This window comes from Streptomyces chartreusis (assembly GCF_008704715.1).
Taxonomy (GTDB): Bacteria; Actinomycetota; Actinomycetes; order Streptomycetales; family Streptomycetaceae; genus Streptomyces; species Streptomyces chartreusis.
In genome coordinates, this window is sequence record NZ_CP023689.1 from 9,172,621 (window position 1) to 9,194,248 (window position 21,628).

Consider the following 21,628-nt stretch of genomic DNA (forward strand, 5'->3'; position numbering starts at 1 on the left):
CCCGCCCGGCGTGCGGACCTACGACGGCTTCAGGAGGCGCCCGCCACGAGTGTCTCCAGATGGGCCGCGCGCGACCGTGCGGTCTGCCCCTGCACCAGCAGGAACAGGGCCTCCCGGGCCAGGCGTTGCGCCGTGCCGGCCAGCGACAGGGACCGGCCGCCCCCGGCCACCACCGCCGCGGTGGTGGCCGTACGCATCAGTTCGGCCGCCCGGATGCGCAGCGCCAGACGTTCCGCCAGATGCTCGCCCGCGGCGGACCGGTCGGCCAGCTCGTAGGCACCATGGCGCACTTCCTCCAGCCGGGTGCGCAGCGGCCCGGCGGTCCCCTCGTCGAGGAGGGCCAGCGCCGCTTCGGTCACCCCGAACACCGCCGGGGACGCCTCGACCGTCTTCGCGCGGTCCGTGAGAGCCCACTCCTCGTACGGCTTCCGCAGCGCCACCGAGTCCTCCGGCAGCCACAGCCCGGCCAGCTCCAGCGACACCGTGCGGGACGCGGTGAGCGCCGCGAGCCGCATCGGCTCCGAGGCCCGGAGCCCCGGCTGCTCCCTGGCCTCGGTGAACGCGAACACCACCTCGCCGCCCTCCGTGACACCCGCGAGCAGCATCACGTCGTTCAGACCCCAGCCGGTGTACCAGGGCACCTTCCCGTCGAACCGCCACCCGTCGCCCTCCCGGGTGACCCGCACCGGCATGCGCGGATAGGACCGCAGATGCGCGTACGCCACCCCCGACAGCAGCTCGCCCCGGGCCAGCGGACCCAGCAGCCGTTCCCGTACCGGCCCCTCGCACCCGGTCAGTGTCGCGACCGGCGTGTGGTGCTGCGTCTGCACGAACCAGGTCGAGCAGCAGGCCCCGGCCAGGATCTCCCCGGTGCGCCGGGCCACCGCCGCCGGGGCCGCCCACCCGCCGTACGCCTCGGGCGCGCTCACCCCGAGCAGCCCGGAGCGCCTGATCGCGTCGATGTGACTGGTCGGCACGCCCTCCTGGTCGACGCGTTCGGCCAGTGGGGCGAGCAGGTCGTGCGCGAGACGGTGGGCGCGGCCGACGAGGGGATGGTCTTTCGTGGTCATGGAAGAAATTCTTCCGGCGCGGTCGTGCGGGGTGTCGATTCGGGGGTGTGTCGTTCGTGTAGGAGGTGAGAGAACACGACGACGCCCGAGGAGGCCGTCATGAAGTACTACCTGCTCAATGTGATGCAGCCGGTGGGGGAGCGCCCGGCACCCGAGGTGCTCGCCGGGATCGAGAAGAACCTCGACGCCCTCAACCGTGAGCTGCGCGAGGCGGGCGCCTGGGTGTTCGCCGGCGGGCTGCACGGCCCGGAGTCCTCCACCGTGCTGCGGCCCCGCGACGGCGACGTCCTGATCACCGACGGCCCCTACGCCGAGGGCAAGGAGATGCTCGGCGGCATCAGCCTCATCAAGGCGCCCGACCTGGACGCGGCCCTGGAGTGGGGCCGCAGGCTGGCCCTGGCGACGACCCTGCCGATCGAGGTGCGGCCGTTCATGGGCGAGGCCGGGGACCACGAAGCCGGCGCCTGATGACGCACCCCGACGTCGAGGCGGTCTTCCGCGCGGAGTACGGCCGCGCGGTCGCCGTCCTCGTGCGGGCCCTCGGCGACATCGACCTCGCCGAGGAAGCGGTGCAGGACGCGTTCACCACGGCCCTGCGGCGCTGGCCGGAGACCGGAGTGCCGCCGAGCCCGGCCGGCTGGATCATCACCACCGCCCGCAACCGTGCCGTCGACCGGCTGCGCCGCGAGGCGGGCCGGGGCGAACGCCACGCCCAGGCGGCCCTGTTGCACGCCCCCGACGCACCGCGCGAGGAGGGTCCCGTGCGCGACGAACGGCTTCGGCTCGTCTTCACCTGCTGCCACCCCGCCCTCGCCGTCCAGGCGCGGGTCGCCCTGACCCTGCGCCTGCTCGGCGGGCTCACCACCGCGCAGATCGCGCGGGCCTTCCTGGTGCCCGAGCCGACGATGGCCCAGCGCCTGGTGCGGGCCAAGGCCAAGATCCGCAACGCCGGCATCCCCTACCGCGTGCCGCGCGACGCCGACCTGCCCGACCGGCTCACCGGAGTCCTGGCCGTCGTCTACCTGATCTTCAATCAGGGGTACGAGGGTGAGGCGGCCCTGTGCGCGGAGGCCGTACGGCTCGGCCGTCTCCTCGCCGAACTCATGCCGGACGAGACCGAGGTCACCGGACTGCTCGCGCTGATGCTCCTCGTCGAGTCGCGCCGAGGCGCCCGGCAGGACGAGCACGGCGAACTCGTGCCGTTGCCGGAACAGGACCGGGGACTGTGGGACCGGGACCTGATCGCCGAAGGACAGTCGCTCGTGCGCCGCTGCCTGCGCCTCGGCCGGCCGGGGCCGTACCAGATCCAGGCCGCGATCCAGGCCGTGCACAGCGACGCCCCGAGCGGACGCGACACGGACTGGGGGCAGATCCGGCAGCTCTACGACCAGCTCATGGCCGTCGCGCCGAGCCCCGTCGTGGCCCTCAACCGGGCTGTCGCCGTCGCCGAGACCGAAGGCCCGGCCCGGGCCCTGGGCCTAGTGGACGCGCTGGACCTCGACGGCTACCACGTCCTGCACGCCGTCCGCGCCGACCTGCTGCGCCGCCTGGGCCGCGACACCGAGGCAGTGCGCGAGTACGAGAGAGCCGTCGAGCTCTCCGAGAACCCGGCCGAGCGCGCGTACCTCGAACGCCGGCGCCGTGAACTCGTCCGCACCTGATGCCGGCAAGGCGGTGGCGAATGTGTCTCCACCGCCCAAGAAGGTACAGGTCAGCGGCCGGGTGAAGGGTACTCAGGTGGCGCAATGATTCAGCAACACCACTGCGCCGACACCGTCGGTATGGTCAGCGCATGCCAGCCGAACGAACCCGCGAGCACACCGCGCCGCTCGCCGCCGCCCGTCGCCGACGGCTGCGTGCGGACCGTGCGCGCCAGCTCGCGGACCTGCTGCGGCACCTGGTCCTGACCGGAGGATTCCCCAGCGGCGCGCTGCCCCACGAGGACGTGCTCGCCGCCGACTACCAGGTCTCGCGCAACACCGTCCGGCACGCACTCGACCTGCTGCGCGCCGAACAGCTCGTCGAACGGCAGCCCGGCGTCGGCACCGTCGTCGTCGCCGAGAAGTACCCGCACGGCCTCGACCGGCTCATGGGACTCGCGGAAACCCTGCGGGAACACGGCCGGGTCACCAACGAGGTGCGCACCATGGGGCCCGTCGCCGCGCCCGCACCCGTGGCCGAGCGACTGCGGCTGCCCACCGGCACCGACGTGCTCTACATCGAGCGGCTGCGCCGGCTGAACGGCCTGCCGCTCTCCCTCGACCTCACCTATCTGCCCCTGGACATCGGCGGCGAGCTGCTCGGCGCCGACCTGGAGAACACCGACGTCTTCCGGCTGCTGGAGCAGATCACCGGGCAGCCCCTCGGGCACGCCGAGATCACCCTGGAGGCCGTCAACGCCGACGCGCACTCCGCCACCGTGCTCCAGGCCCCGCGCGGCACCGCCGTACTGATGCTGGAGCGCCTCACCCACCTGTGCGACGGCAGGCCCGTGGACCTGGAGTTCATCCGGTTCCGCGGCGACCGGATCGCGATGAGCGGGCTGCTGCGCCGCATCGTGTGAACCGGCCGCGGCGCCATCGGGCCCGTCACCCCGCGCGACGAGCGCGGACCTTCCCTCACCCCTAGCAGGACTTCACTGGAGACAGCCATGCCCTTGGTGCCCCAGCGGGCCGACGTGCCCGTGACCGTCGACGAGTCGAAGTGCATCGACGGCTGCACGCTCTGCGTCGACATGTGTCCGCTGGACTCCCTGGCGATCAACCCCGACAGCGGCAAGGCGTACATGCACGTCGACGAGTGCTGGTACTGCGGCCCCTGCGCCGCCCGCTGCCCCACGGGGGCCGTCACGGTCAACATGCCCTACCTGCTTCGGTGAAAGGCGCGCTTCGATGAACTCCCCGGCCCGCAAGAAACGCACGACGACCGCCGCCCTGCTCTCGGCAGCCCTCCTCGGCACCCTCGTCACCGGCTGCGGCGGCGACGCGTCCGCCGGCGACGCCACCCACGTCACCGTCACCGTCGGCTACCAGTCCAAGACCATCAACACCGTCACCGCCGGCACCCTGCTGCGCTCCCTCGGCTACCTCGAACGCGAACTCAAAGCCCAGGGCAAGCGCGACGGCATCACCTACAAGGTCGAATGGCAGGACTACGCCACGGGCGCGCCCATCACCGCGCAGATGACCGCCGGGAAGATCGACATCGGGTCCATGGGCGACTTCCCGTTGCTCATCAACGCAGCCCGCGGAAAGCAGCTGAACCGCCCCACCCGGCTCGTCTCGGTCACCGGCTACAACCTGCGCGGCGCCCTCAACACCGTGGTCACGGCACCGCAGTCGAAGCTCGCCTCGCTCAAGGACCTCAAGGGCAGGACCGTCTCCACCAGCGTCGGATCGGCGGCCGACGGGACCCTCGTACGGGCCCTCCAGGAAGCCGGGCTGGACCCGGACGAGGACATCCGCAAGCTCAACCAGCAGCCGTCGGTGGGTGCTTCGGCGCTCCAGGCAGGCAGCGCCGACGCGCTCTCGCAGTTCGTGGCCTGGCCCGGACTGCTCGCCTTCCAGGGCAGGGCGAAGGCCCTGTACGACGGTGCCGAGCTGAATCTGCCGACCTTCCACGGAGTGACGGTCCGCAAGGACTTCGCCGAGCAGCGGCCGAAGGTGCTCGACGCCTTCCTCGCGGCCCAGATCGACGCCACGCGATACCTCAACGACCACCCCGTGCAGGCCGCGGAGAAGGTCGCCGAGGCCACCGGCCTGCCGCCCGAGGTCGTCTACCTCTACAACGGCAGCGGCGGCATCGCCACGTTCGACCCGGCCGTCAGGCCCGATCTCGTCGCCGCGCTGAAGAAGGACGTCCCCGTGCTGCGGTCGGCGAAGCTCGTGGGCGACGTCGACGTGGACTCGTTCGTCGACGACAGCGCGATCAAGCGGGTGTACGGCGGCGAGTACGCCGAGCACCTCGCCACCACGCCGGACCCCTCACGCAACGAGGTCTGGCTCAAGGGCGAGGACCGCACCCGGGCCTTCGACTCGCCCTTTGCACTGCTGGAGTTCGTCGCGGGCCACAAGGACCAGGTGCGGGCCGCCTACGTCCCGGACGCCACGACCGGCACCCGCTGGTACGCCGACAAGGCCGTCTGGGTGCGGGACGGCAAGGAGCTGAGCCCCTTCGTCACCGCGTCCGCGGCCCGCGCGTACGCCCGGGCCCACCCCGGCGCCCGTACCGTCTCCTACTCCGCCGCACTGGAGCAGGCGTCATGACGCTGCTGACCGCTCCGGCGAGGAAGGCCTCGCCGGAGCCGGCACCCGCCCGGCGCACGCACCGCCTCCGGCCCTTCGTGCGCGCCCTCTCGCTCCTCGCGGCGCTCGGACTGTGGCAGCTCCTCACCACGCTCGACGTCCAACTGTGGCTGCGCTTCGACCAGTTCCCGTCCGTCACCGACGTGGCCGGGAAGTTCGGGGAGCGGCTCGGCGACGGCGCGTACTGGCAGGACGTGACGGACAGCCTGCGCCGGATCGTCACCGGCTTCCTGCTCGCGGCCGGGCTCGGTGTCGCCGCGGGCGTCGCCGTCGGACGCTCCCGATGGGCGGCGGACCTGATCGGACCGGTCCTGGAGGTGCTGCGGCCGGTGCCGGCCATCGCGCTGGTCCCCGTGGCGATCCTGCTCTTCCCGAGCAACGAGCAGGGCATCGTCTTCATCACCTTCACCGCCGCGTTCTTCCCGGTGCTGGTCGCCACCCGGCACGCGGTGCGCGCGCTCGCCCCGGTGTGGGAGGAGGCGGTGCTCACCATGGGCGGCGGACGGTGGCGGGTGCTCGCCTCCGTGGTGCTGCCCGGCGCGCTGCCGGGGATCTTCGGCGGTCTGTCGGTCGGGATCGGCGTCTCGTGGATCTGTGTCATCTCCGCGGAGATGATCTCCGGCGAGTACGGCATCGGCTACCGCACCTGGCAGGACTACACCGTCATCGACTACGCGGGCGTCTTCACCGGCATCGTCAGCATCGGCCTGCTGGGCTGGTTGACGTCGACCCTGGTGGAGCTCCTGGGACGCAGGCTGACGCACTGGCTGCCGCGACGCGAGGGGAAGGCCGGGGCATGAGCACGGAAACGGACATCGCCACCACCGCGCCGCCGGTCGACCGGCCCGCCCCAGGGGCACGGCTCGGCCTGACCGGAGCGCGGCTCGGGCGGCCGGGTGCCGCCGTACTGCACGACCTGGATCTCGAAGCGGCCCCGGGCGAGATCCTGACCGTCGTCGGCCCGTCCGGGTGCGGCAAGTCGACCCTGCTGCGGACCCTGGCCGGACTGCTGCCCGCGCTCGCCGGACAGGTCGCCCAGGACGGGCGGGCCGTCACCGGGCCCGGCGCCGACCGGGCGCTGATCTTCCAGGAGGACGCCCTGCTGCCGTGGCGCACGGCCCGCGCCAACGTCGAACTGCCCCTCGCCATCAGGGGACTGGGCCGCGCCGAACGCACCGCCAGGGCGCGGGAATGGCTCGACCGGGTCGGACTCACCGGCCTGGAACGGCAGTTGCCGCACCGGCTCTCCGGCGGGCAGCGCCAACGGGTCCAGCTCGCGCGGGCACTCGCCGGACAGCCCCGCGCCGTGCTCATGGACGAGCCCTTCGGCGCGCTCGACGCCCAGACCCGGGCCGGAATGCAGCAGTTGCTGGTGGAGGCCCTGCGCGGCACCGGCGCCACGGTCGTCTTCGTCACGCACGACGTGGACGAGGCGCTGTTCCTCGGCGACCGCGTCGCGCTGCTCGGATCGGGCGGCCTCACCGGGGTCCGTACCGTGCCGCGGCCCCGCGACCGCGACGCCCGCGACGACCCCGCGACCGTGGCGCTGCGCCGCGAGGTTCTGGATTCCCTCGGCGCCAGGACGCTCTGACGATCGCCCAACAGCTCGGGTCCTCGGGTCCGTCGGCGGCTGCGGGTCCGCGAGGCCCGTTCGCGCAGTTCCCCGCGCCCCTGAGTCGGCGGCCTCGAGGTCGGCCAAGGGGCGCGGGGAACTGCGCGACCAGCCACACACGGCCCGCCGCCCGACAACCGGACCCCGATCCGTCAGGCAAATCAGGCCCTGTCCGCCACGCCCTCGGCAGGGCCGCCCCCTGTCCTCGTGCACGCCCCGAAAGGCCACCCGCCATGACCCCCGCCCCCCTGACCAGGATCCCCGCCCTCGACTCGGCCGAGGAGCTGAGCTGTGACGTGCTGGTGATCGGCGGCGGCACCGCCGGCACCATGGCCGCGCTGACCGCCGCCGGGCGCGGCGCGTCCGTGTTGCTGCTGGAGAAGGCCCATGTCCGGCACTCCGGAGCGCTGGCCATGGGCATGGACGGCGTCAACAACGCCGTCATCCCCGGCCGTGCCGAACCCGACGACTACGTCGCAGAGATCACCCGCGCCAACGACGGCATCGTCGACCAGTCGACGGTCCGTCAGACCGCCGTCCGCGGCTTCGAGATGGTCCGGCGGCTGGAGTCGTACGGGGTGAAGTTCGAGAAGGACGAGCACGGCGAGTACGCGGTCCGCCAGGTGCACCGCTCGGGGTCGTACGTGCTGCCGATGCCCGAGGGCAAGGACGTGAAGAAGGTCCTCTACCGGCAGTTGCGCAGACGGGAGAACCGTGAGCGGATCCGGATCGAGAACCGGCTGATGCCGGTGCGCGTCCTGACCGCCGACGGAAAGGCGGTCGGCGCCGCCGCCTTCAACACCCGCACCGGCGCCTTCGTGACCGTGCGCGCCGGCGCCGTGATCCTCGCGACCGGCGCCTCCGGCCGCCTCGGGCTGCCCGCGAGCGGCTATCTGTACGGCACGTACGAGAACCCGACGAACGCGGGCGACGGCTATGCCATGGCCTACCACGCGGGCGCCGAACTCACCGGCATCGAGTGCTTCCAGATCAACCCGCTCATCAAGGACTACAACGGCCCGGCCTGCGCCTATGTCGCCAACCCGTTCGGCGGCTACCAGGTCAACCGGCACGGGCAGCGGTTCGTCGACTCCGACTACTGGTCCGGGCAGATGATGGCGGAGTTCGCCGCCGAGGTCGCCTCCGACCGCGGCCCGGTCTACCTCAAGCTCAGCCATCTGCCGGAGGAGTCGGTCGCGGCGCTGGAATCCATCCTCCACTCCACCGAACGTCCCACCCGCGGCACCTTCCACGCCGGACGTGGCCATGACTACCGCACCCACGACGTGGAGATGCACATCTCCGAGATCGGCCTGTGCGGCGGCCACTCCGCCTCCGGGGTCCGGGTCGACGACCACGCCCGGACGACCGTGCCGCGCCTGTACGCGGCCGGCGACCTGGCCTGCGTACCGCACAACTACATGATCGGCGCGTTCGTCTTCGGCGATCTCGCGGGCGAGGACGCCGCTCAGTACAGCGCCTACGAGGGCGAGTTGCCGCGCGGGCAGCTGGCCGAGGCCCACGAGCTGATCTACCGGCCGCTGCGCAACCCCGCCGGCCCTCCGCAGCCCCAGGTCGAGTACAAGCTGCGCCGCTTCGTCAACGACTACGTCGCCCCGCCCAAGAGCGGTGCCCGGCTCTCCCTGGCGCTGGAGCACTTCGAGCGGATGAGGGACGAGATCGCGGACATGGGGGCGAGCACACCCCATGAGCTGATGCGGTGCGCGGAGGTGTCGTTCATCCGCGACTGCGCGGAGATGGCGGCCCGCTCCTCCCTCGCCCGCACCGAGTCCCGCTGGGGCCTCTACCATGAGCGGCTCGACCATCCCCGGCGGGACGACACGGACTGGCTGCACCACCTCGACCTGCGCAAGGGCCCGACCGGCGCCATGGAGTTCACGGCCCGCCCCGTCGAGCCCTACCTGGTCCCCGTGGCCGAGTTCACCCCGACCGGCGGCCCGGCGCGGGACCTGGGAGAGGTGCACGCGCTGCCCACGGCGACGGCGGGAGGCGCGGAGGTGCCCCCGGCGGTGCCCACCGTCGCCGCCCCCGTCCCCGGTACGACCCACGGCACCTCCGCACCCTCCCGGGAACGCCTCCTCGAACTCGTCGCGCTCACCGAGGAGGAACCCGACCTCCAGGCCCTGGAGCCCTATCTGAAGGACCCGGACCCCGCCGTACGACTGGGCGCCGTGACGGCACTGACCGAGACGGCTCCCGCGGGAGCGGGGCCCGCGCTGGCCCACGCGCTGCTCGACGGCGACGGCGAGGTACGGGCCGCGGCCGCCGCCTCGCTGGTTGAGCTGGCCGAAGTCCTGTCGGCCGAGCCGGAGCTGAAGGCACCCCTGCTGTCCGCGCTCGCGGCGGCGGACCCGACGGCACGCGCCGCCGCCCTGGACGTGCTGCGGGCCCTGCGCCTCGGGGACGCGGCACTGTTCGCCGGGCACGCGGCCGACCCGGACATCGAGGTGCGCCTGGCCGCCGTACGCGCCCTGGTGTCGGTGGACGCGGCCGACGCCCTGACCGAGGCGGCCGGGGACGCCGCGCGTGAGGTACGGGTCGCCGTCGCACGCGGATTCGCTGCGCTGGCGCCGCACTTCACGCGGGCGGACCTCGGCACGCCGACCGCCGTGCAACGCCTGATCCAGGACCCGGACGTCCTGGTGCGCGCCGCCGCCCTGGAGACCTTGGGCGTCCTCGGCTGCCCCGAAGACCTCCTCGCCACCGTGACGGCGGCACTCGAAGACCCGGCCTGGCAGGTACGCGCGGGTGCCGCGAAGGCCCTCGGCGGGGCGGCACCGACGGGTGCGGTGCCCGCGCTCGCCGGGCTGTTGAGCGACACCGACGCCGATGTGCGCAAGGCCGCGGTGCTCGCTCTGCTGCGGCACTCCGCGCACGACGACGCCCGTGCGGCGCTGGCCGGCGCGGTCGACGACCCCGACGCCGATGTGCGCGCCTACGCGGGGCGGGCGATGCGGTGATCCGACCCTGACTTCTCGACTCCCGGCGCGGCAGGGCGGGTTGCTTGGTCTATACCTTTTCTGGTCTACACCCTTGACTGGTACATACCAAAGCGGTTGAGTGTGTCACCACACCCCCCACCACGGCCGCCCCCACGCCGTGACCGACTCCGTCGGTGCGTGCGCACGAGGTGCCGATTTCCCCCGGCCCTCGTCCGGGTGCGGCCGTGCTCCGCAAAGGAGTTGAACCTGTGAAGAGGCGCCGTATCGCCGCACTTGTCTCCTCCCTGGCCCTGGGCAGCGCAGCGCTGCTGCTCCAGCCGGCCCCGAGTGCGTCCGCCGCCGGCTTCGTGGTCAGCGAGGCCCAGTTCAACCAGATGTTCCCGAACCGGAATCCCTTCTACACGTACAGCGGCCTGACCGCCGCACTGAGTGCCTACCCGGGCTTCGCGAACACCGGCAGCGACACCGTGAAGAAGCAGGAGGCGGCGGCCTTCCTCGCCAACGTCAACCACGAGACCGGCGGCCTGGTCCACATCGTCGAGCAGAACACCGCCAACTACCCCCACTACTGCGACCGGAGCCAGCCCTACGGCTGCCCCGCCGGCCAGGACGCGTACTACGGCCGCGGTCCGATCCAGCTCAGCTGGAACTTCAACTACAAGGCCGCGGGCGACGCCCTCGGCATCGACCTGCTCAACAACCCCTGGCGGGTGCAGAACGAGTCGGCCGTCGCCTGGAAGACCGGCCTGTGGTACTGGAACACCCAGACCGGCCCCGGCACCATGACCCCCCACAACGCCATGGTGAACCAGGCCGGCTTCGGCCAGACCATCCGCTCCATCAACGGCTCCCTGGAGTGCGACGGCAAGAACCCGGCGCAGGTCCAGAGCCGCGTCGACGCCTACAACCGGTTCACCTCGGTCCTCGGCGTCTCCCCGGGCGGCAACCTCTACTGCTGACGCCCCCGCGTGCCCGAGGCGTGTGCGAGACTCCGCCGATGACCTCGGAAACGATCACCGCGGACGCCGCGGGCACCTGGAAACTCGGCGACCTGTCCGTGAGCCGCGTCGGCTTCGGCGCGATGCGGCTCACCGGCAGCGCCGCCTTCCACCACGGGACGCCGAGCGACCGTGAGCGCTCGATCGCCGTACTGCGCAAGGCGATCGACCTCGGCGTCGACCACATCGACACGGCGGCCTTCTACTTCTCCGCCACCCGCTCCGCCAACGAACTGATCAACACCGCACTGGCGCCGTACCCCGAAGACCTGGTCATCGCCACCAAGGTGGGCCCTTTCCGCGCCTACGACGGGGAGTGGGGCACCTCGGCCCGCCCCGACCAACTGCGCGGCCATGTCGAGGAGAACCTGCGCCAGCTCGGCCGCGACCACCTGGACGTCGTCTATCTGCGCCGCATGCGGCAGGACTCCATCGCCGAGCACTTCGGCGCGCTGGCCGAACTGCGCGAGGCGGGCCTGATCCGGCACCTCGGCATCTCCGCCGTGGAACCGCGCCACCTCGCCGAGGCGCAGGCCATCGCGCCCGTGGTGAGCGTGCAGAACCGGTACGCGCTCGACCGGCCCGACCCCGAGGCCGACGAACTGCTGCGTCTGTGCGGCGAGCAGGGCATCGCCTTCGTGCCGTTCTACGCGGTGGCCGGGGACGCGGGGGAGCAGGGCGCGACCGCCGCCCACGACGACGAGGTGCACGCCGTGGCGCGGGCGCACGGCGCGAGCCCCGCCCAGGTCCGCATCGCCTGGACCCTGCACCGCGGCCCGCACGTCCTCGCCATCCCCGGCACCGGCAACCCCGGCCACCTGAGCGAGAACGTGGCGGCGGGAGCCCTCCGCCTGACCGACGAAGAGGCGGCCCGGCTCGACGCGGCGCGAGAACACACCGGTTGAGCCGGACCGCCCCGATCGATCAGCCCGCGTACCCGGTCACCGGGTAGTGGTCCGACAGGTTCGTGTACGTGTAGTCGGTGCCCCAGCTCGTCACCGTCCAGGGCGCGCTCTGCTCCTTGACCACCTCGTTCTTCCAGACCGTGGGACGGGCATGGCCCGCGCGATGCAGGACGTGGTCCAGGTCCTCGCGCGGGTCGTCGGGGTAGCGGTCGTGGGCTATGGAGTTCTCCGCCGTGTCGAACGAGTACGGATGCCCCGTGCGAGCGTCGGCGCCCACCAGACCGCCGTCGGCGAGCATCGAGGCGTACTCCGGCGTGCGCGAGTCGACGTTCAGGTCACCGGCGAGGATCACCTGCTCGTTCGCCGGGATGTTCTTGCCGTCCAGGAACGCGTCGATCGTCCTGAACTGCCGGCTGCGCATGGCCGCCGCCTCGCCCGCGCCGCAGCCCGGGTCCGTCGACTGGGCGTGCGTGCCGACGACGTGCACCTTGGTGCCGTTCACGTTCAGCACGACGTACGCGAAGCCCTTGTTGGACCACCAGTCCGCGCCGCACGCGTCCTTGTAGACCCACTGCTCCTTGCGCAGGATCGGCCACTTGCTGAGGACCGTGACCCCGCCGTCCTCCGGCGTGGTCGCCGAGTAGGCGCCGCCGGTGGCGTCCCAGCCGCTCTTGGTGCGCCCGACCATCGGGGTCTGGTACGGGTAGCGGCCGGCGAGCGAGCTCTTCAGCGCGTCCGAGGAGGAGTTGTCGAACGCCTCCTGGAGCACGACGACGTCGTTCCCCTGCACGAACGGCGCCCTGGCGATCTCCGTGGCCCGGTGGTCCTGGCCCCAGTTCGGGTACAGGGTCTTGCTGAACAGGAAGACGTTGTACGTCAGCACCTTGAGCGGTGGCGTCTGCTCGGCGGCGGACGCGGCGGACGCGGCGGACGCGGCGGGCGCCGAGCCGACCAGGCCGGCGGTGGCGAGCGAGAGCGCGAGCACGGCCGAGCCCTGTGCACGGCGATGTGCGAAGAGCGTCACTGGATCTCCCTGTGATCGAAGGGGGTTGAGTGGCGCCGCACATCAAACCATCAGGGATTACCCTCGGGTAACACTCGTGCAGGCATTGGATGTCGCGGAGACGTACGCACCCGGACTTGTTCAGACAAGCCAGATTCCGTTTCGCATCAGATGCCGCTGCGGCAGCTCGCGCACCTCGTGCCAGGCCTGCACCGCGTGCGGCCGGACCCGGTAGTAGGCGTAGGTGGCGGAGTCGCCGCGCGGATCCCAGCCGGTCTTCGCGCGGAACGCCTCGGCCGCCGCGGCCGGCACCTCCTCGCGGGTGTGGACCTCGACCTCGCCGTCGATGAGGACGACGTCACGCGTGTCCCCGAAGGCCAGCCGGGTCCGGCGGCCGGTGCCGAGATTGCGGCCCGTGGGGTTGCCCGGACGGGTGGCCAGCCAGAGCGCCTCGCCGTCCCAGGCGAACCACAGCGCGACCAGACAGGGCACCCCGTCGCCGTCCGCCGACGCCACCCAGATGTCCGTCTCCCGTTCCAGCCGGTCGAGAACGTCCTGCTTGCGGCGCTCGGGGCTGCGGGGTTCATCCATGATCGTCATGCCGGGAACGCTAGCGATCGGCCGCGTGCCGCGCCTCGGGCGAGAGGCTTAGGACCGAGGTCCCGGTGGTGACTGGCGCCGCGAACGTTTTACGTATAACCTCTCCCGTCAATCGAACCTCCCGGAAGGCCCCGATGAGACGCATCGCCCTGGTCACCCTCGTCGTCGACGACTACGACGAGGCGATCCGCTTCTACACCGAAGCCCTCGGCTTCCGGCTCGTCGAGGACACCCCGCGTCCGGACGGCTCCCGCTGGGTCGTCGTCCAGCCCGGCGACCACGGCACCGCGCTGGTGCTGGCCCGGGCCAAGGGGGACGGGCAGCGCTCCAGGATCGGCGACCAGACCGGCGGGCGGGTCGGGTTCTTCCTGCACACCGACGACTTCGCCCGCGACCACGCCCGGATGCTCGCCGCCGGCGTGACCTTCCTGGAGGAGCCGCGCCACGAGCCGTACGGCTCGGTCGCCGTCTTCCAGGACCTGTACGGCAACCGCTGGGACCTGCTCCAGCCCGCCGGCTGATCCTCCTCCGCTCCTCCCGCCGCTTCGAACCGCCCCGCTCAAGGAAAGACCGCACCATGACCGCTACGCGCGTAGACGCCGATGTGATCCGCCGCCTCCCCAAGGCCGTCCTGCACGACCACCTCGACGGCGGCCTCCGCCCCGCCACCGTGGTGGAGCTCGCGGCCGAGGTCGGCCACACCCTGCCGACCACCGACCCGGACGAGCTCGCCGCCTGGTACTTCGAGGCCGCGAACTCCGGCGACCTGGTTCGCTACATAGCCACCTTCGAGCACACCCTCGCCGTGATGCAGACCCGCGAGGGCCTGCTGCGCACGGCTGAGGAGTACGTCCTCGACCTGGCCGCGGACGGTGTCGTGTACGGCGAGGTGCGCTACGCCCCCGAGCTGAACACCAACGGCGGGCTGACCGTCCCCGAGGTCGTCGAGACCGTTCAGGAGGGCCTCGCAGCCGGTATGGCGAAGGCCGCCGCCGCGGGCACCCCGGTGCGCGTGGGCACCCTGCTGTGCGGGATGCGGATGTTCGACCGGGTGCGCGAGGCCGCCGACGCGGCCGTGGCCTTCCGGGACGCCGGGGTCGTCGGCTTCGACATCGCCGGTGCCGAGGCCGGCTTCCCCGCCGCCGACCACCGGGACGCCTTCGAGCACCTGCGCCGCGAGAGCGTGCCGTTCACCATCCACGCCGGTGAGGCCGACGGCCTGTCCAGCATCCACCAGGCCCTGCAGATCTGCGGCGCCCAGCGCATCGGGCACGGCGTGCGCATCACCGACGACATCGTCGACGGCAAGCTCGGCCGCCTCGCGAGCTGGGTGCGGGACCGCCGTGTCGCCCTGGAGATGTGCCCGACGTCCAACCTCCAGACCGGCGCCGCCACGTCCATCGCCGAACACCCGATCACCGCGCTGAAGGACCTGGGCTTCCGGGTCACCCTCAACACCGACAACCGTCTGGTGTCGGGGACGACGATGACCCGCGAGATGTCACTGCTGGTCGAGGAGGCCGGCTGGACGGTCGAGGACCTGCGCACGGTCACGCTGAACGCCCTGAAGAGCGCGTTCATCCCGTTCGACGAGCGCAACGCCCTCATCGAGGACGTCGTCCTGCCGGCGTACGCGGCCGCGCTCTGAACCGGCGGTGCCGAACCGGCTGGTGCCGGGCTACGAGCCCAGCACCAGCCCTCGCACATAGGCGGCCTGTCCGACGTGCTGAAGATCGTCGGACAGGACGCTGACCAGCCGCACGCCCAGGGTGACCGGCGGATCCCAGCGCTCGTCCACGACCCGCCCCAGATCCTTGGCGGCGATGTCCCGCAGCCGGTCGAGCGTCTGTGCGTGCACGGCGTCGTAGTAGCCGGTCAGCAGGTCACCGGAGTCGACCTGCACCTTGGCGACCTTCGCCGGGGTGTGGCCGTAGCCGGTGTCGCGGCGCGGCAGGTCGAGGCCGAAGGTCTTCTGCCAGTCCTGCGCCAGCCACACCTGGTCGACCTCGAAGGCGTCGGCGATGTGATCGTCCTGGACCCGGGTCAGATGCCAGACCAGCCAGGCGACGGAGTTGGCGCCGGGGGCGGGGCGGGCGCCGAGCTGGTCCGGGGCGAGGCCGCCGACGGCGGCGTGGACTTCTTCCCGGATGCGGTTGTACCCCTCGATGAGGATGTCCTTCGCATGCATGGCTCCACCATCGCGCACCCCTCGCTCAGGCGCCTTCCGTTTCCAGCAGCGCCATCAGAGCCCGGGCCGCCGGGCTGGTGGCCTGCGCGGGCGGCAGCAGGGCCACCGTCTGGTAGACCGTCTCGCCCCCGTCCTTCACGGGCAGGGCGGTCAGGGACGGCCGCTTGTGCTGGAAGTGGCGCGGTACGACGGCGACGCCGAGGTCCTCGTCCACCAGGTCCAGCAGGCTGTGCACGTCGTTGACCTCCAGGGACACGGTCCGCCGTACGCCCGCCGCGGCGAACACCGCGTCGGTGGCGCGGCGCGGCCCCCAGTCCGGGTGGAAGTCGACGAAGACCTCCCCGCCCAGGTCCTCCGGGGTGACCGCGGCCCCTGCCACGGCCAGCCGGTGGCTCGGATGGCACAGGACCGTCATCGGCTCGCTGGTCAGCGGTACGACCCGCAGCTGATCGGTGTCCTCCTGCGCCGTCCGCACCGCGAAGGCCAGATCGAGGCGACCGGCCGCGACCTCCTCCGCCAGCGCCCCCGAGCCCGCCTGCCGCAGACAGATCTCCACGTCCGGGTGCTCCCGCCGGAAGGCCGCGAGCAGCCCGGCCACATGCACCCCGGCGATGCACTGCTCGGACCCGAGCGCCAGCATCCCGCGCAGCACGCCCTGCACCGCGGCCACCGCCTCGTGGGCGGACCGCACCTGTGCCAGGATCCGCTCGGCCTCGCACAGCAGGGCACGGCCGGCCGGGGTGAGCGTCACCCGGCGGGTCGTGCGCACGAACAGCGGGGTCTGCAACTCCCGCTCCAGTGCCCGGATCGAGGCCGAGAGGCCCGACTGGGAGACCATCAGACGCTCGGCCGCCCGGGTGAAGTGCTGGTCCTCGGCGACCGCGACGAAGTGCTGGAGATGGCGCAGTTCCATGATTGAGCAGCCTAGCCGCTGAATCCCATCTGATTTACCTGTTGGACCACTGCCCGCAGGTCGCGACAGCATGGACGCCGACTGGAACAGCGGCTCTGCGGAGCCGTCATCCGTGTGCCAACCCCTCTGGAGTCGCGTTGTACACCGCACACACCGACCGCTACGCGGACATGCCCTACCGGCGCACCGGCCGCAGCGGCCTGAAGCTCCCCGCGCTGTCCCTCGGACTGTGGCACAACTTCGGTCCGGACCGCCCGGTGGAGACCCAGCGGGCCATCCTGCGCCGCGCCTTCGACCTCGGCGTCACGCACTTCGACCTGGCCAACAACTACGGCCCGCCGCCCGGCGCCGCCGAGTCGGCGTTCGGCGAGGCCCTGCGGACGGACTTCGCGCCGTACCGGGACGAGATGATCATCTCCACCAAGGCCGGCTATCTGATGTGGCCCGGTCCGTACGGCGAGTGGGGCTCGCGCAAGTGCGTGCTGTCCTCGCTCGACCAGAGCCTGAAGCGGATGGGCCTGGACTACGTCGACATCTTCTACTCGCACCGCCCGGACCCGGAGACTCCGCTGGAGGAGACGATGGGCGCCCTGCACTCGGCGGTGCAGCAGGGCAAGGCGCTCTACGTCGGCGTCTCCAACTACTCGCCCGAGCAGACCCGCGAGGCCGCCCGCATCCTGGGCGAGCTGGGGACCCCGCTGCTCATCCACCAGCCCGCCTACTCGATGCTGAACCGCCGCCCCGAGGAGGAGGGACTGCTCGACGCCCTGGACGAACTCCAGGTCGGCTCGATCGTCTTCTCCCCGCTGGCGCAGGGCCAGCTGACCTCCCGCTACCTCGACGGCATCCCGAAGGACTCGCGGGCCGCGAGCGGCAGCCCGTTCCTGAACGCCGACGCGATCACCGACGAGCTGCTCGGCAAGCTGCGCGCGCTCGACGAGATCGCCAAGACCCGTGGCCAGACGCTGGCCCAGCTGGCCCTGGCGTGGGTGCTGCGCGGCGGCCGGGTGACCTCCGCTCTGGTCGGCGCGAGCAGTGCGCAGCAGATCGAGGACAGCGTCGCCGCGACCCGCAACCTCGACTTCGACGCGGAGGAGCTGGCGCGGATCGAGGCAGTGCTCAACGGCTGAGCCGTTCGGTCAGGTGAACGGTGACGGAGTCGCCCTCCCCCTTCCCGATGGCCTTGCGGACATCGGCCTTGACGGGGAGCTTGTGGGTGCCGTCCCCGAGGGCCATGAACGAACTGCGGAAGGGATGTCCGTCGATCGTCCCGCTGATCTTGACCAGTCCGCGGGTGCCGAAGAAGCCGACGGACTCCGGCCACACGACATAGGTCCAACCACCCTTGTTCGGGCTCTTGCGCAGGACGGCGGTGAATTCCGCGTCCACGTGCGTGCTCGTGGTCATGATGTCCTCCGTACCGTGGCGGTCTCTCCTGGCTACACCGGGAAAGACCGCCGCGGCGCGTGGAACTCATCGGTCAGGCTCCGGCGGGCACCCGGTCCAGGAAGCCGAGGACCGAGGTGATCCGCCCTTCGGGGTCCAGCGTGATGACATCCGACCCCGCCACCGGGGCCGCCCCTCCCCCAGAGGGGGCACCCCCCGCCTCGCTCACCAGCTCCCACGAGAAGCGTGCCGTGTCGTGGTGGCCGTCCACCGAGCCGGTGAGCCGGAAGGCGAAGCCGGGGAACTGCTCGTGGGCCGCCGATATCACCGCGGCCAGCTGCGCATGACCGCGGACGTCCGCGAGGGGATCGGTGTAGGTGCCGTCCTCGGTCCAGGCGGCGGCGACCGCATTGGTCAACTCCTCTGGCCCGGTGGCGTTCCACGCCTCGAAGTAGCGGGCGACGGCCGTCACGTGGCGATCGGTGTTCTCGGGCATGGGTGATCAGCCTCCATCGAGGTCGTAACTGCTGCTCAGGACCCGGATCCGGCTCGGTGACCCGGTACCGCAACGATGCCCGCCCGCGCCGGAAAGCTCGATTACGCCCGAGGTAATGCCCGCCGGCGATCAAGGCTTGACGTGTCCCCGTCGCGTTTCGGCCAACAGGACCTGTGAATATGCCAGGAGAGTGGCCGGAATTCCGTGGTGACAGTGTTTCAGTAGTGAACATACTCAACTACGTGGGCGCGTCACATGGGGCGACGGCGCCCTCACGCACCGCTCACGAGCCGCACCGAAAGCGAGGTCCGCCGACAGGCGAACACGGCACCACGGGGGAGGCTACGTGCACGACGAGTTCCTTTGCCATGTCACCGCGTACGGCGTCTGCGGCGGGCGGCGTATCGGGGTGCCCCTGGGAACCTACCGGGCACCCACCCTCGCGCTCGCCCTGTGGTGGTTACGCGACCGGGCGTCCTGGATGGCCGAGCGATTAGACCCGCGACCGGAGGCCGAGCACTTCCCGCCCAGCTCGCTCGTCCCGGTCGCCGACACCGTTCCCGACGTCCCCGCCGCCCTGCGCGACTGGTGCGGCGACGTCGACCGGCAGGAGCTGGTCGCCGACGAGTTGGCGGCCGGCCGACTGGTTCGGATCGCCGTGAGCGACGAGACCACGGAGTACGAACTGCTCGCCGAGTCGGTGGACGCGCTGCGTATGCAGCGGACCCTCCCGGCCCTGGTCGTCCCCGTCGCCTGACCCTTCGTACCGAAGCGGCCCTGACCCGCCGACCCCCTCGCCCACGCAGGCGCATACAGGGGCAGATCGATAGAATCCTGGCATGGCGGAGCGTTCGTTCGCACCGACTGCGCCCGTACTCGTCCTGGAGACCGACTCGGGCTCGACCGTGATGACCCCGGGCCGCGACTACCACGTAGGACGCGACCCGCTGAGCGACATCGTCATCGACGACGCCCGCGTCTCCTGGCACCACGCGGTGCTGCGGCCCGAGGCCGACCACTGGACCCTCGCCGACGAGGACAGCACCAACGGCACCTACACCGACGGCCACCGCGTCCAGGAGTGGGACGTCGGACCCGGCACCGTCATCCGCTTCGGCAACCCCTCCGACGGCCCCCGCGCCACCCTGCTGGACCGCCCCGCCCCGACCCTCGCGCCGGGGCGCCCCTCGGCCGTCTCCGTTCCGGCCCGCACCGGCACCTTCCGGCAGCCCACCAACGTACGCCCGCTGCCCACCCGGACCGTCCGCATCGGCCGCGCCCCCGACAACGACCTCGTCATCGACGACCTGGTCGTCTCCCGCCACCACGCCGAACTGCACGCCCTGCCGGACGGCGGCTACGAGATCGCCGACCTGGGCAGCCACAACGGCACCTACCTCAATGGCGGCCGGGTCACCGGCACCGCCCCGATCGGCGCCGGTGACATCGTCGGCATCGGCCACTCCGCGTTCTGCCTGATCGGGGACGAGCTCCAGGAGTACGTCGACACCGGCGAGGTCTCCCTGGAGGTGCAGGACCTCGCGGTGACCGTCGACCGGGGCGCCAGGACCCTGCTCGACCACGTCTCCTTCCCGGTGGGGGAGAAGTGCCTGCTCGCCGTCGTCGGGCCGAGCGGCGCCGGCAAGTCCACGCTCCTCAACGCCCTCACCGGACAGCGCCCCGCCGACCACGGCACCGTGCTCTACGACGGACGCGACCTCTACCGCGACTACGCCGAGCTGCGCCAGCGCATCGGCCTGGTCCCGCAGGACGACATCCTGCACGCCCAGCTCACCGTCCGCAGCGCCCTGTCCTACGCCGCCGAGCTGCGCTTCCCCCAGGACACCGCCAAGGCCGAGCGCCGGGCCCGGGTCGACGAGGTCATCCAAGAGCTGGGCCTTCAGCAGCGCGCCGGGCAGCCCGTGCACAGCCTCTCCGGCGGGCAGCGCAAACGCGTCAGCGTCGCCCTCGAACTGCTGACCAAGCCGTCGCTGCTGTTCCTCGACGAGCCGACCTCCGGGCTCGACCCCGGCATGGACCGCTCGGTGATGCACATGCTGCGCGGCCTGGCCGACGACGGCCGCACCGTCATCGTCGTCACCCACAGCGTGCTGAGCCTCGACGTCTGCGACCGGCTCCTCGTCCTCGCGCCCGGCGGACGCATCGCCTACTACGGACCGCCCGAGGAGGCGCTGGCCTACTTCGGCTTCGAGAACTGGCCCGAAGCCTTCGAGGCGTTCGAGCACGACCAGGAGCGGGACTGGGCGGGCGACTACCGCACCTCCCTGTTCCAGCAGCAGTACATCGCCGACGCCACCGCGCAGCCCCGCCGGCCCGGCAGCGAGCCGGTAGCCGTCGGCCGGCCGCCCCGGCCCCGCGGGCGAGTCGCGCAGCTCGGCACGCTGATCCGCCGCTACTCGGCGGCGCTGAGCGCGGACCGCACCTTCCTGATCATCATGATCGCTCTGCCCTTCGTGATGGGCGCGATGGCCCGCGCCCTGGCGGGCGGCCGGCTGACCCAGGAGACGGCGATGAACGCGCTGCTGATCCTGTGCGTCGGCGGCGTCCTGACCGGCGCGGCGAACGCGGTCCGCGAGCTCGTCAAGGAGCGCGTCATCTACCGGCGCGAGCGCGCGGTCGGCCTGTCCAGATCGGCGTACCTGATGTCCAAGGTGGTGGTCCTCGGGACGATCACCGTGCTCCAGGCCGTCGTGCTGACCCTGGTCGCCCTGCTCGGCGTCGATCTCAACGCCCCCGGCGGCAAGGGCGTGTTGCTGCCGCCCCTGCTCGAAATCACCGTCGCCGTGGCCCTGCTGGCCTTCACGGCGATGATGCTCGGCCTGGTCGTCTCCGCGCTGGTGCGCAAGGAGGAGGTGACCATGCCGCTGCTGGTGCTGCTCGCCATCGTGCAGGTCGTCTTCTGTGGCGCCCTGCTCAAGCTGCACGGCGTCCCCGGCCTGGAGCAGCTGTCCTGGCTGGTGCCCTCGCGATGGGCGCTCGGCGCGATGGCCGGCACCGTCGAACTGTCCCGGATCGTGCCCGGCGACCTGACGGGCGACCCGCTGTTCGAGCACTCGGCCGGGGTGTGGCTGTTCAACATCGCCATGCTCGTCGTGCTGTCGGTGGTCTTCGGCTTCCTGGTCTCCCGGCTGCTGCGCCGACGCGAACCCGTCGTGATGCGGAAGTAGGC

At 71.8% G+C, this 21,628-nt stretch carries 22 protein-coding genes; 15 read left to right on the top strand and 7 right to left on the bottom strand.

The window, feature by feature from the left end; all coding sequences use genetic code 11:
• Window positions 1-29: 29 nt before the first annotated feature.
• Window positions 30-1,070 (bottom strand): acyl-CoA dehydrogenase family protein, encoded by a 1,041-nt coding sequence (locus CP983_RS40725; protein WP_150505414.1) that lies wholly within the window; start codon window positions 1,068-1,070, stop codon window positions 30-32.
• A gap of 99 nt (window positions 1,071-1,169) precedes the next feature.
• Between CP983_RS40725 and CP983_RS40730 the strand changes: the two genes are divergently transcribed.
• From CP983_RS40730 to CP983_RS40775, 10 genes are all read left to right on the top strand, one after another.
• Complete coding sequence (locus CP983_RS40730; protein WP_107909841.1) at window positions 1,170-1,538, top strand: YciI family protein; 369 nt, start codon at window positions 1,170-1,172, stop codon at window positions 1,536-1,538.
• Window positions 1,538-2,731, top strand: coding sequence for an RNA polymerase sigma factor (locus CP983_RS40735; protein ID WP_150505416.1), 1,194 nt, complete (start codon window positions 1,538-1,540; stop codon window positions 2,729-2,731). Before CP983_RS40730 ends, CP983_RS40735 begins: the two co-directional genes overlap by 1 nt.
• 131 nt (window positions 2,732-2,862) lie before the next feature.
• Window positions 2,863-3,633, top strand: coding sequence for a GntR family transcriptional regulator (locus tag CP983_RS40740; protein WP_150505418.1), 771 nt, complete (start codon window positions 2,863-2,865; stop codon window positions 3,631-3,633).
• Window positions 3,634-3,720: 87 nt separating this feature from the next.
• Window positions 3,721-3,948, top strand: a complete 228-nt coding sequence (locus tag CP983_RS40745; protein WP_031480193.1) for a 4Fe-4S dicluster domain-containing protein — start codon at window positions 3,721-3,723, stop codon at window positions 3,946-3,948.
• Between the two features lie 13 nt (window positions 3,949-3,961).
• Window positions 3,962-5,335: an ABC transporter substrate-binding protein gene (locus tag CP983_RS40750; protein WP_150505420.1), complete on the top strand. Its 1,374-nt coding sequence runs from the start codon at window positions 3,962-3,964 to the stop codon at window positions 5,333-5,335.
• A complete protein-coding gene (locus tag CP983_RS40755) occupies window positions 5,332-6,174 on the top strand; it encodes an ABC transporter permease (RefSeq protein WP_150505422.1) in 843 nt (280 codons plus the stop codon). The genes CP983_RS40750 and CP983_RS40755 overlap by 4 nt, the downstream gene beginning before the upstream one ends.
• A complete protein-coding gene (locus tag CP983_RS40760) occupies window positions 6,171-6,965 on the top strand; it encodes an ABC transporter ATP-binding protein (protein ID WP_150505424.1) in 795 nt (264 codons plus the stop codon). The genes CP983_RS40755 and CP983_RS40760 overlap by 4 nt, the downstream gene beginning before the upstream one ends.
• Window positions 6,966-7,219: 254 nt before the next feature.
• Window positions 7,220-9,967: a fumarate reductase/succinate dehydrogenase flavoprotein subunit gene (locus CP983_RS40765; RefSeq protein ID WP_150505426.1), complete on the top strand. Its 2,748-nt coding sequence runs from the start codon at window positions 7,220-7,222 to the stop codon at window positions 9,965-9,967.
• Window positions 9,968-10,197: 230 nt separating this feature from the next.
• On the top strand, window positions 10,198-10,908 hold the full coding sequence (locus CP983_RS40770) for a chitinase (RefSeq protein ID WP_030961923.1): 711 nt from the start codon (window positions 10,198-10,200) through the stop codon (window positions 10,906-10,908).
• A 38-nt stretch (window positions 10,909-10,946) separates the two neighbouring features.
• A complete protein-coding gene (locus CP983_RS40775) occupies window positions 10,947-11,852 on the top strand; it encodes an aldo/keto reductase (RefSeq protein ID WP_167537835.1) in 906 nt (301 codons plus the stop codon).
• A 19-nt stretch (window positions 11,853-11,871) separates the two neighbouring features.
• Here the strand turns inward: CP983_RS40775 and sph are convergent, their stop codons facing one another.
• Together sph and CP983_RS40785 are read right to left on the bottom strand one after the other, a co-directional pair.
• Window positions 11,872-12,876 (bottom strand): sphingomyelin phosphodiesterase, encoded by a 1,005-nt coding sequence (gene sph, locus CP983_RS40780; protein WP_150505428.1) that lies wholly within the window; start codon window positions 12,874-12,876, stop codon window positions 11,872-11,874.
• Between the two features lie 120 nt (window positions 12,877-12,996).
• Entirely contained in the window at window positions 12,997-13,455 is a 459-nt protein-coding gene (locus CP983_RS40785; RefSeq protein WP_150505430.1) for a pyridoxamine 5'-phosphate oxidase family protein, read from the bottom strand.
• Between the two features lie 134 nt (window positions 13,456-13,589).
• On the opposite strand from CP983_RS40785, the gene CP983_RS40790 reads away from it, so the two are divergent.
• Both CP983_RS40790 and CP983_RS40795 read left to right on the top strand, forming a co-directional pair.
• A complete protein-coding gene (locus CP983_RS40790; RefSeq protein WP_150505432.1) occupies window positions 13,590-13,976 on the top strand; it encodes a VOC family protein in 387 nt (128 codons plus the stop codon).
• Between the two features lie 56 nt (window positions 13,977-14,032).
• The gene (locus CP983_RS40795; RefSeq protein ID WP_125528857.1) at window positions 14,033-15,103 is read left to right on the top strand and encodes an adenosine deaminase; all 1,071 of its coding nucleotides are present in this window, start codon (window positions 14,033-14,035) and stop codon (window positions 15,101-15,103) included.
• A 30-nt stretch (window positions 15,104-15,133) separates the two neighbouring features.
• Here the strand turns inward: CP983_RS40795 and CP983_RS40800 are convergent, their stop codons facing one another.
• Window positions 15,134-15,643: a mycothiol transferase gene (locus CP983_RS40800; protein WP_150505434.1), complete on the bottom strand. Its 510-nt coding sequence runs from the start codon at window positions 15,641-15,643 to the stop codon at window positions 15,134-15,136.
• A gap of 25 nt (window positions 15,644-15,668) precedes the next feature.
• On the bottom strand, window positions 15,669-16,556 hold the full coding sequence (locus CP983_RS40805) for a LysR family transcriptional regulator (protein ID WP_150505436.1): 888 nt from the start codon (window positions 16,554-16,556) through the stop codon (window positions 15,669-15,671).
• 137 nt (window positions 16,557-16,693) lie between these two features.
• Between CP983_RS40805 and mgrA the strand changes: the two genes are divergently transcribed.
• Window positions 16,694-17,686, top strand: coding sequence for an L-glyceraldehyde 3-phosphate reductase (mgrA, locus tag CP983_RS40810; protein ID WP_150505438.1), 993 nt, complete (start codon window positions 16,694-16,696; stop codon window positions 17,684-17,686).
• On the opposite strand, the gene CP983_RS40815 is transcribed toward mgrA, so the two are convergent.
• The gene (locus tag CP983_RS40815; protein ID WP_107909809.1) at window positions 17,676-17,963 is read right to left on the bottom strand and encodes a DUF1905 domain-containing protein; all 288 of its coding nucleotides are present in this window, start codon (window positions 17,961-17,963) and stop codon (window positions 17,676-17,678) included. The two genes, mgrA and CP983_RS40815, sit on opposite strands and share 11 nt — an antisense overlap.
• Window positions 17,964-18,036: 73 nt before the next feature.
• Entirely contained in the window at window positions 18,037-18,438 is a 402-nt protein-coding gene (locus CP983_RS40820; protein ID WP_150505440.1) for a nuclear transport factor 2 family protein, read from the bottom strand.
• A gap of 346 nt (window positions 18,439-18,784) precedes the next feature.
• Here CP983_RS40820 and CP983_RS40825 point away from each other — a divergent pair, with 346 nt between their 5' ends.
• Both CP983_RS40825 and CP983_RS40830 read left to right on the top strand, forming a co-directional pair.
• Window positions 18,785-19,195 (top strand): hypothetical protein, encoded by a 411-nt coding sequence (locus CP983_RS40825; RefSeq protein ID WP_125528862.1) that lies wholly within the window; start codon window positions 18,785-18,787, stop codon window positions 19,193-19,195.
• 82 nt (window positions 19,196-19,277) lie between these two features.
• Entirely contained in the window at window positions 19,278-21,626 is a 2,349-nt protein-coding gene (locus tag CP983_RS40830) for an FHA domain-containing protein (protein ID WP_150505442.1), read from the top strand.
• The last annotated feature ends 2 nt before the right edge of the window (window positions 21,627-21,628 follow it).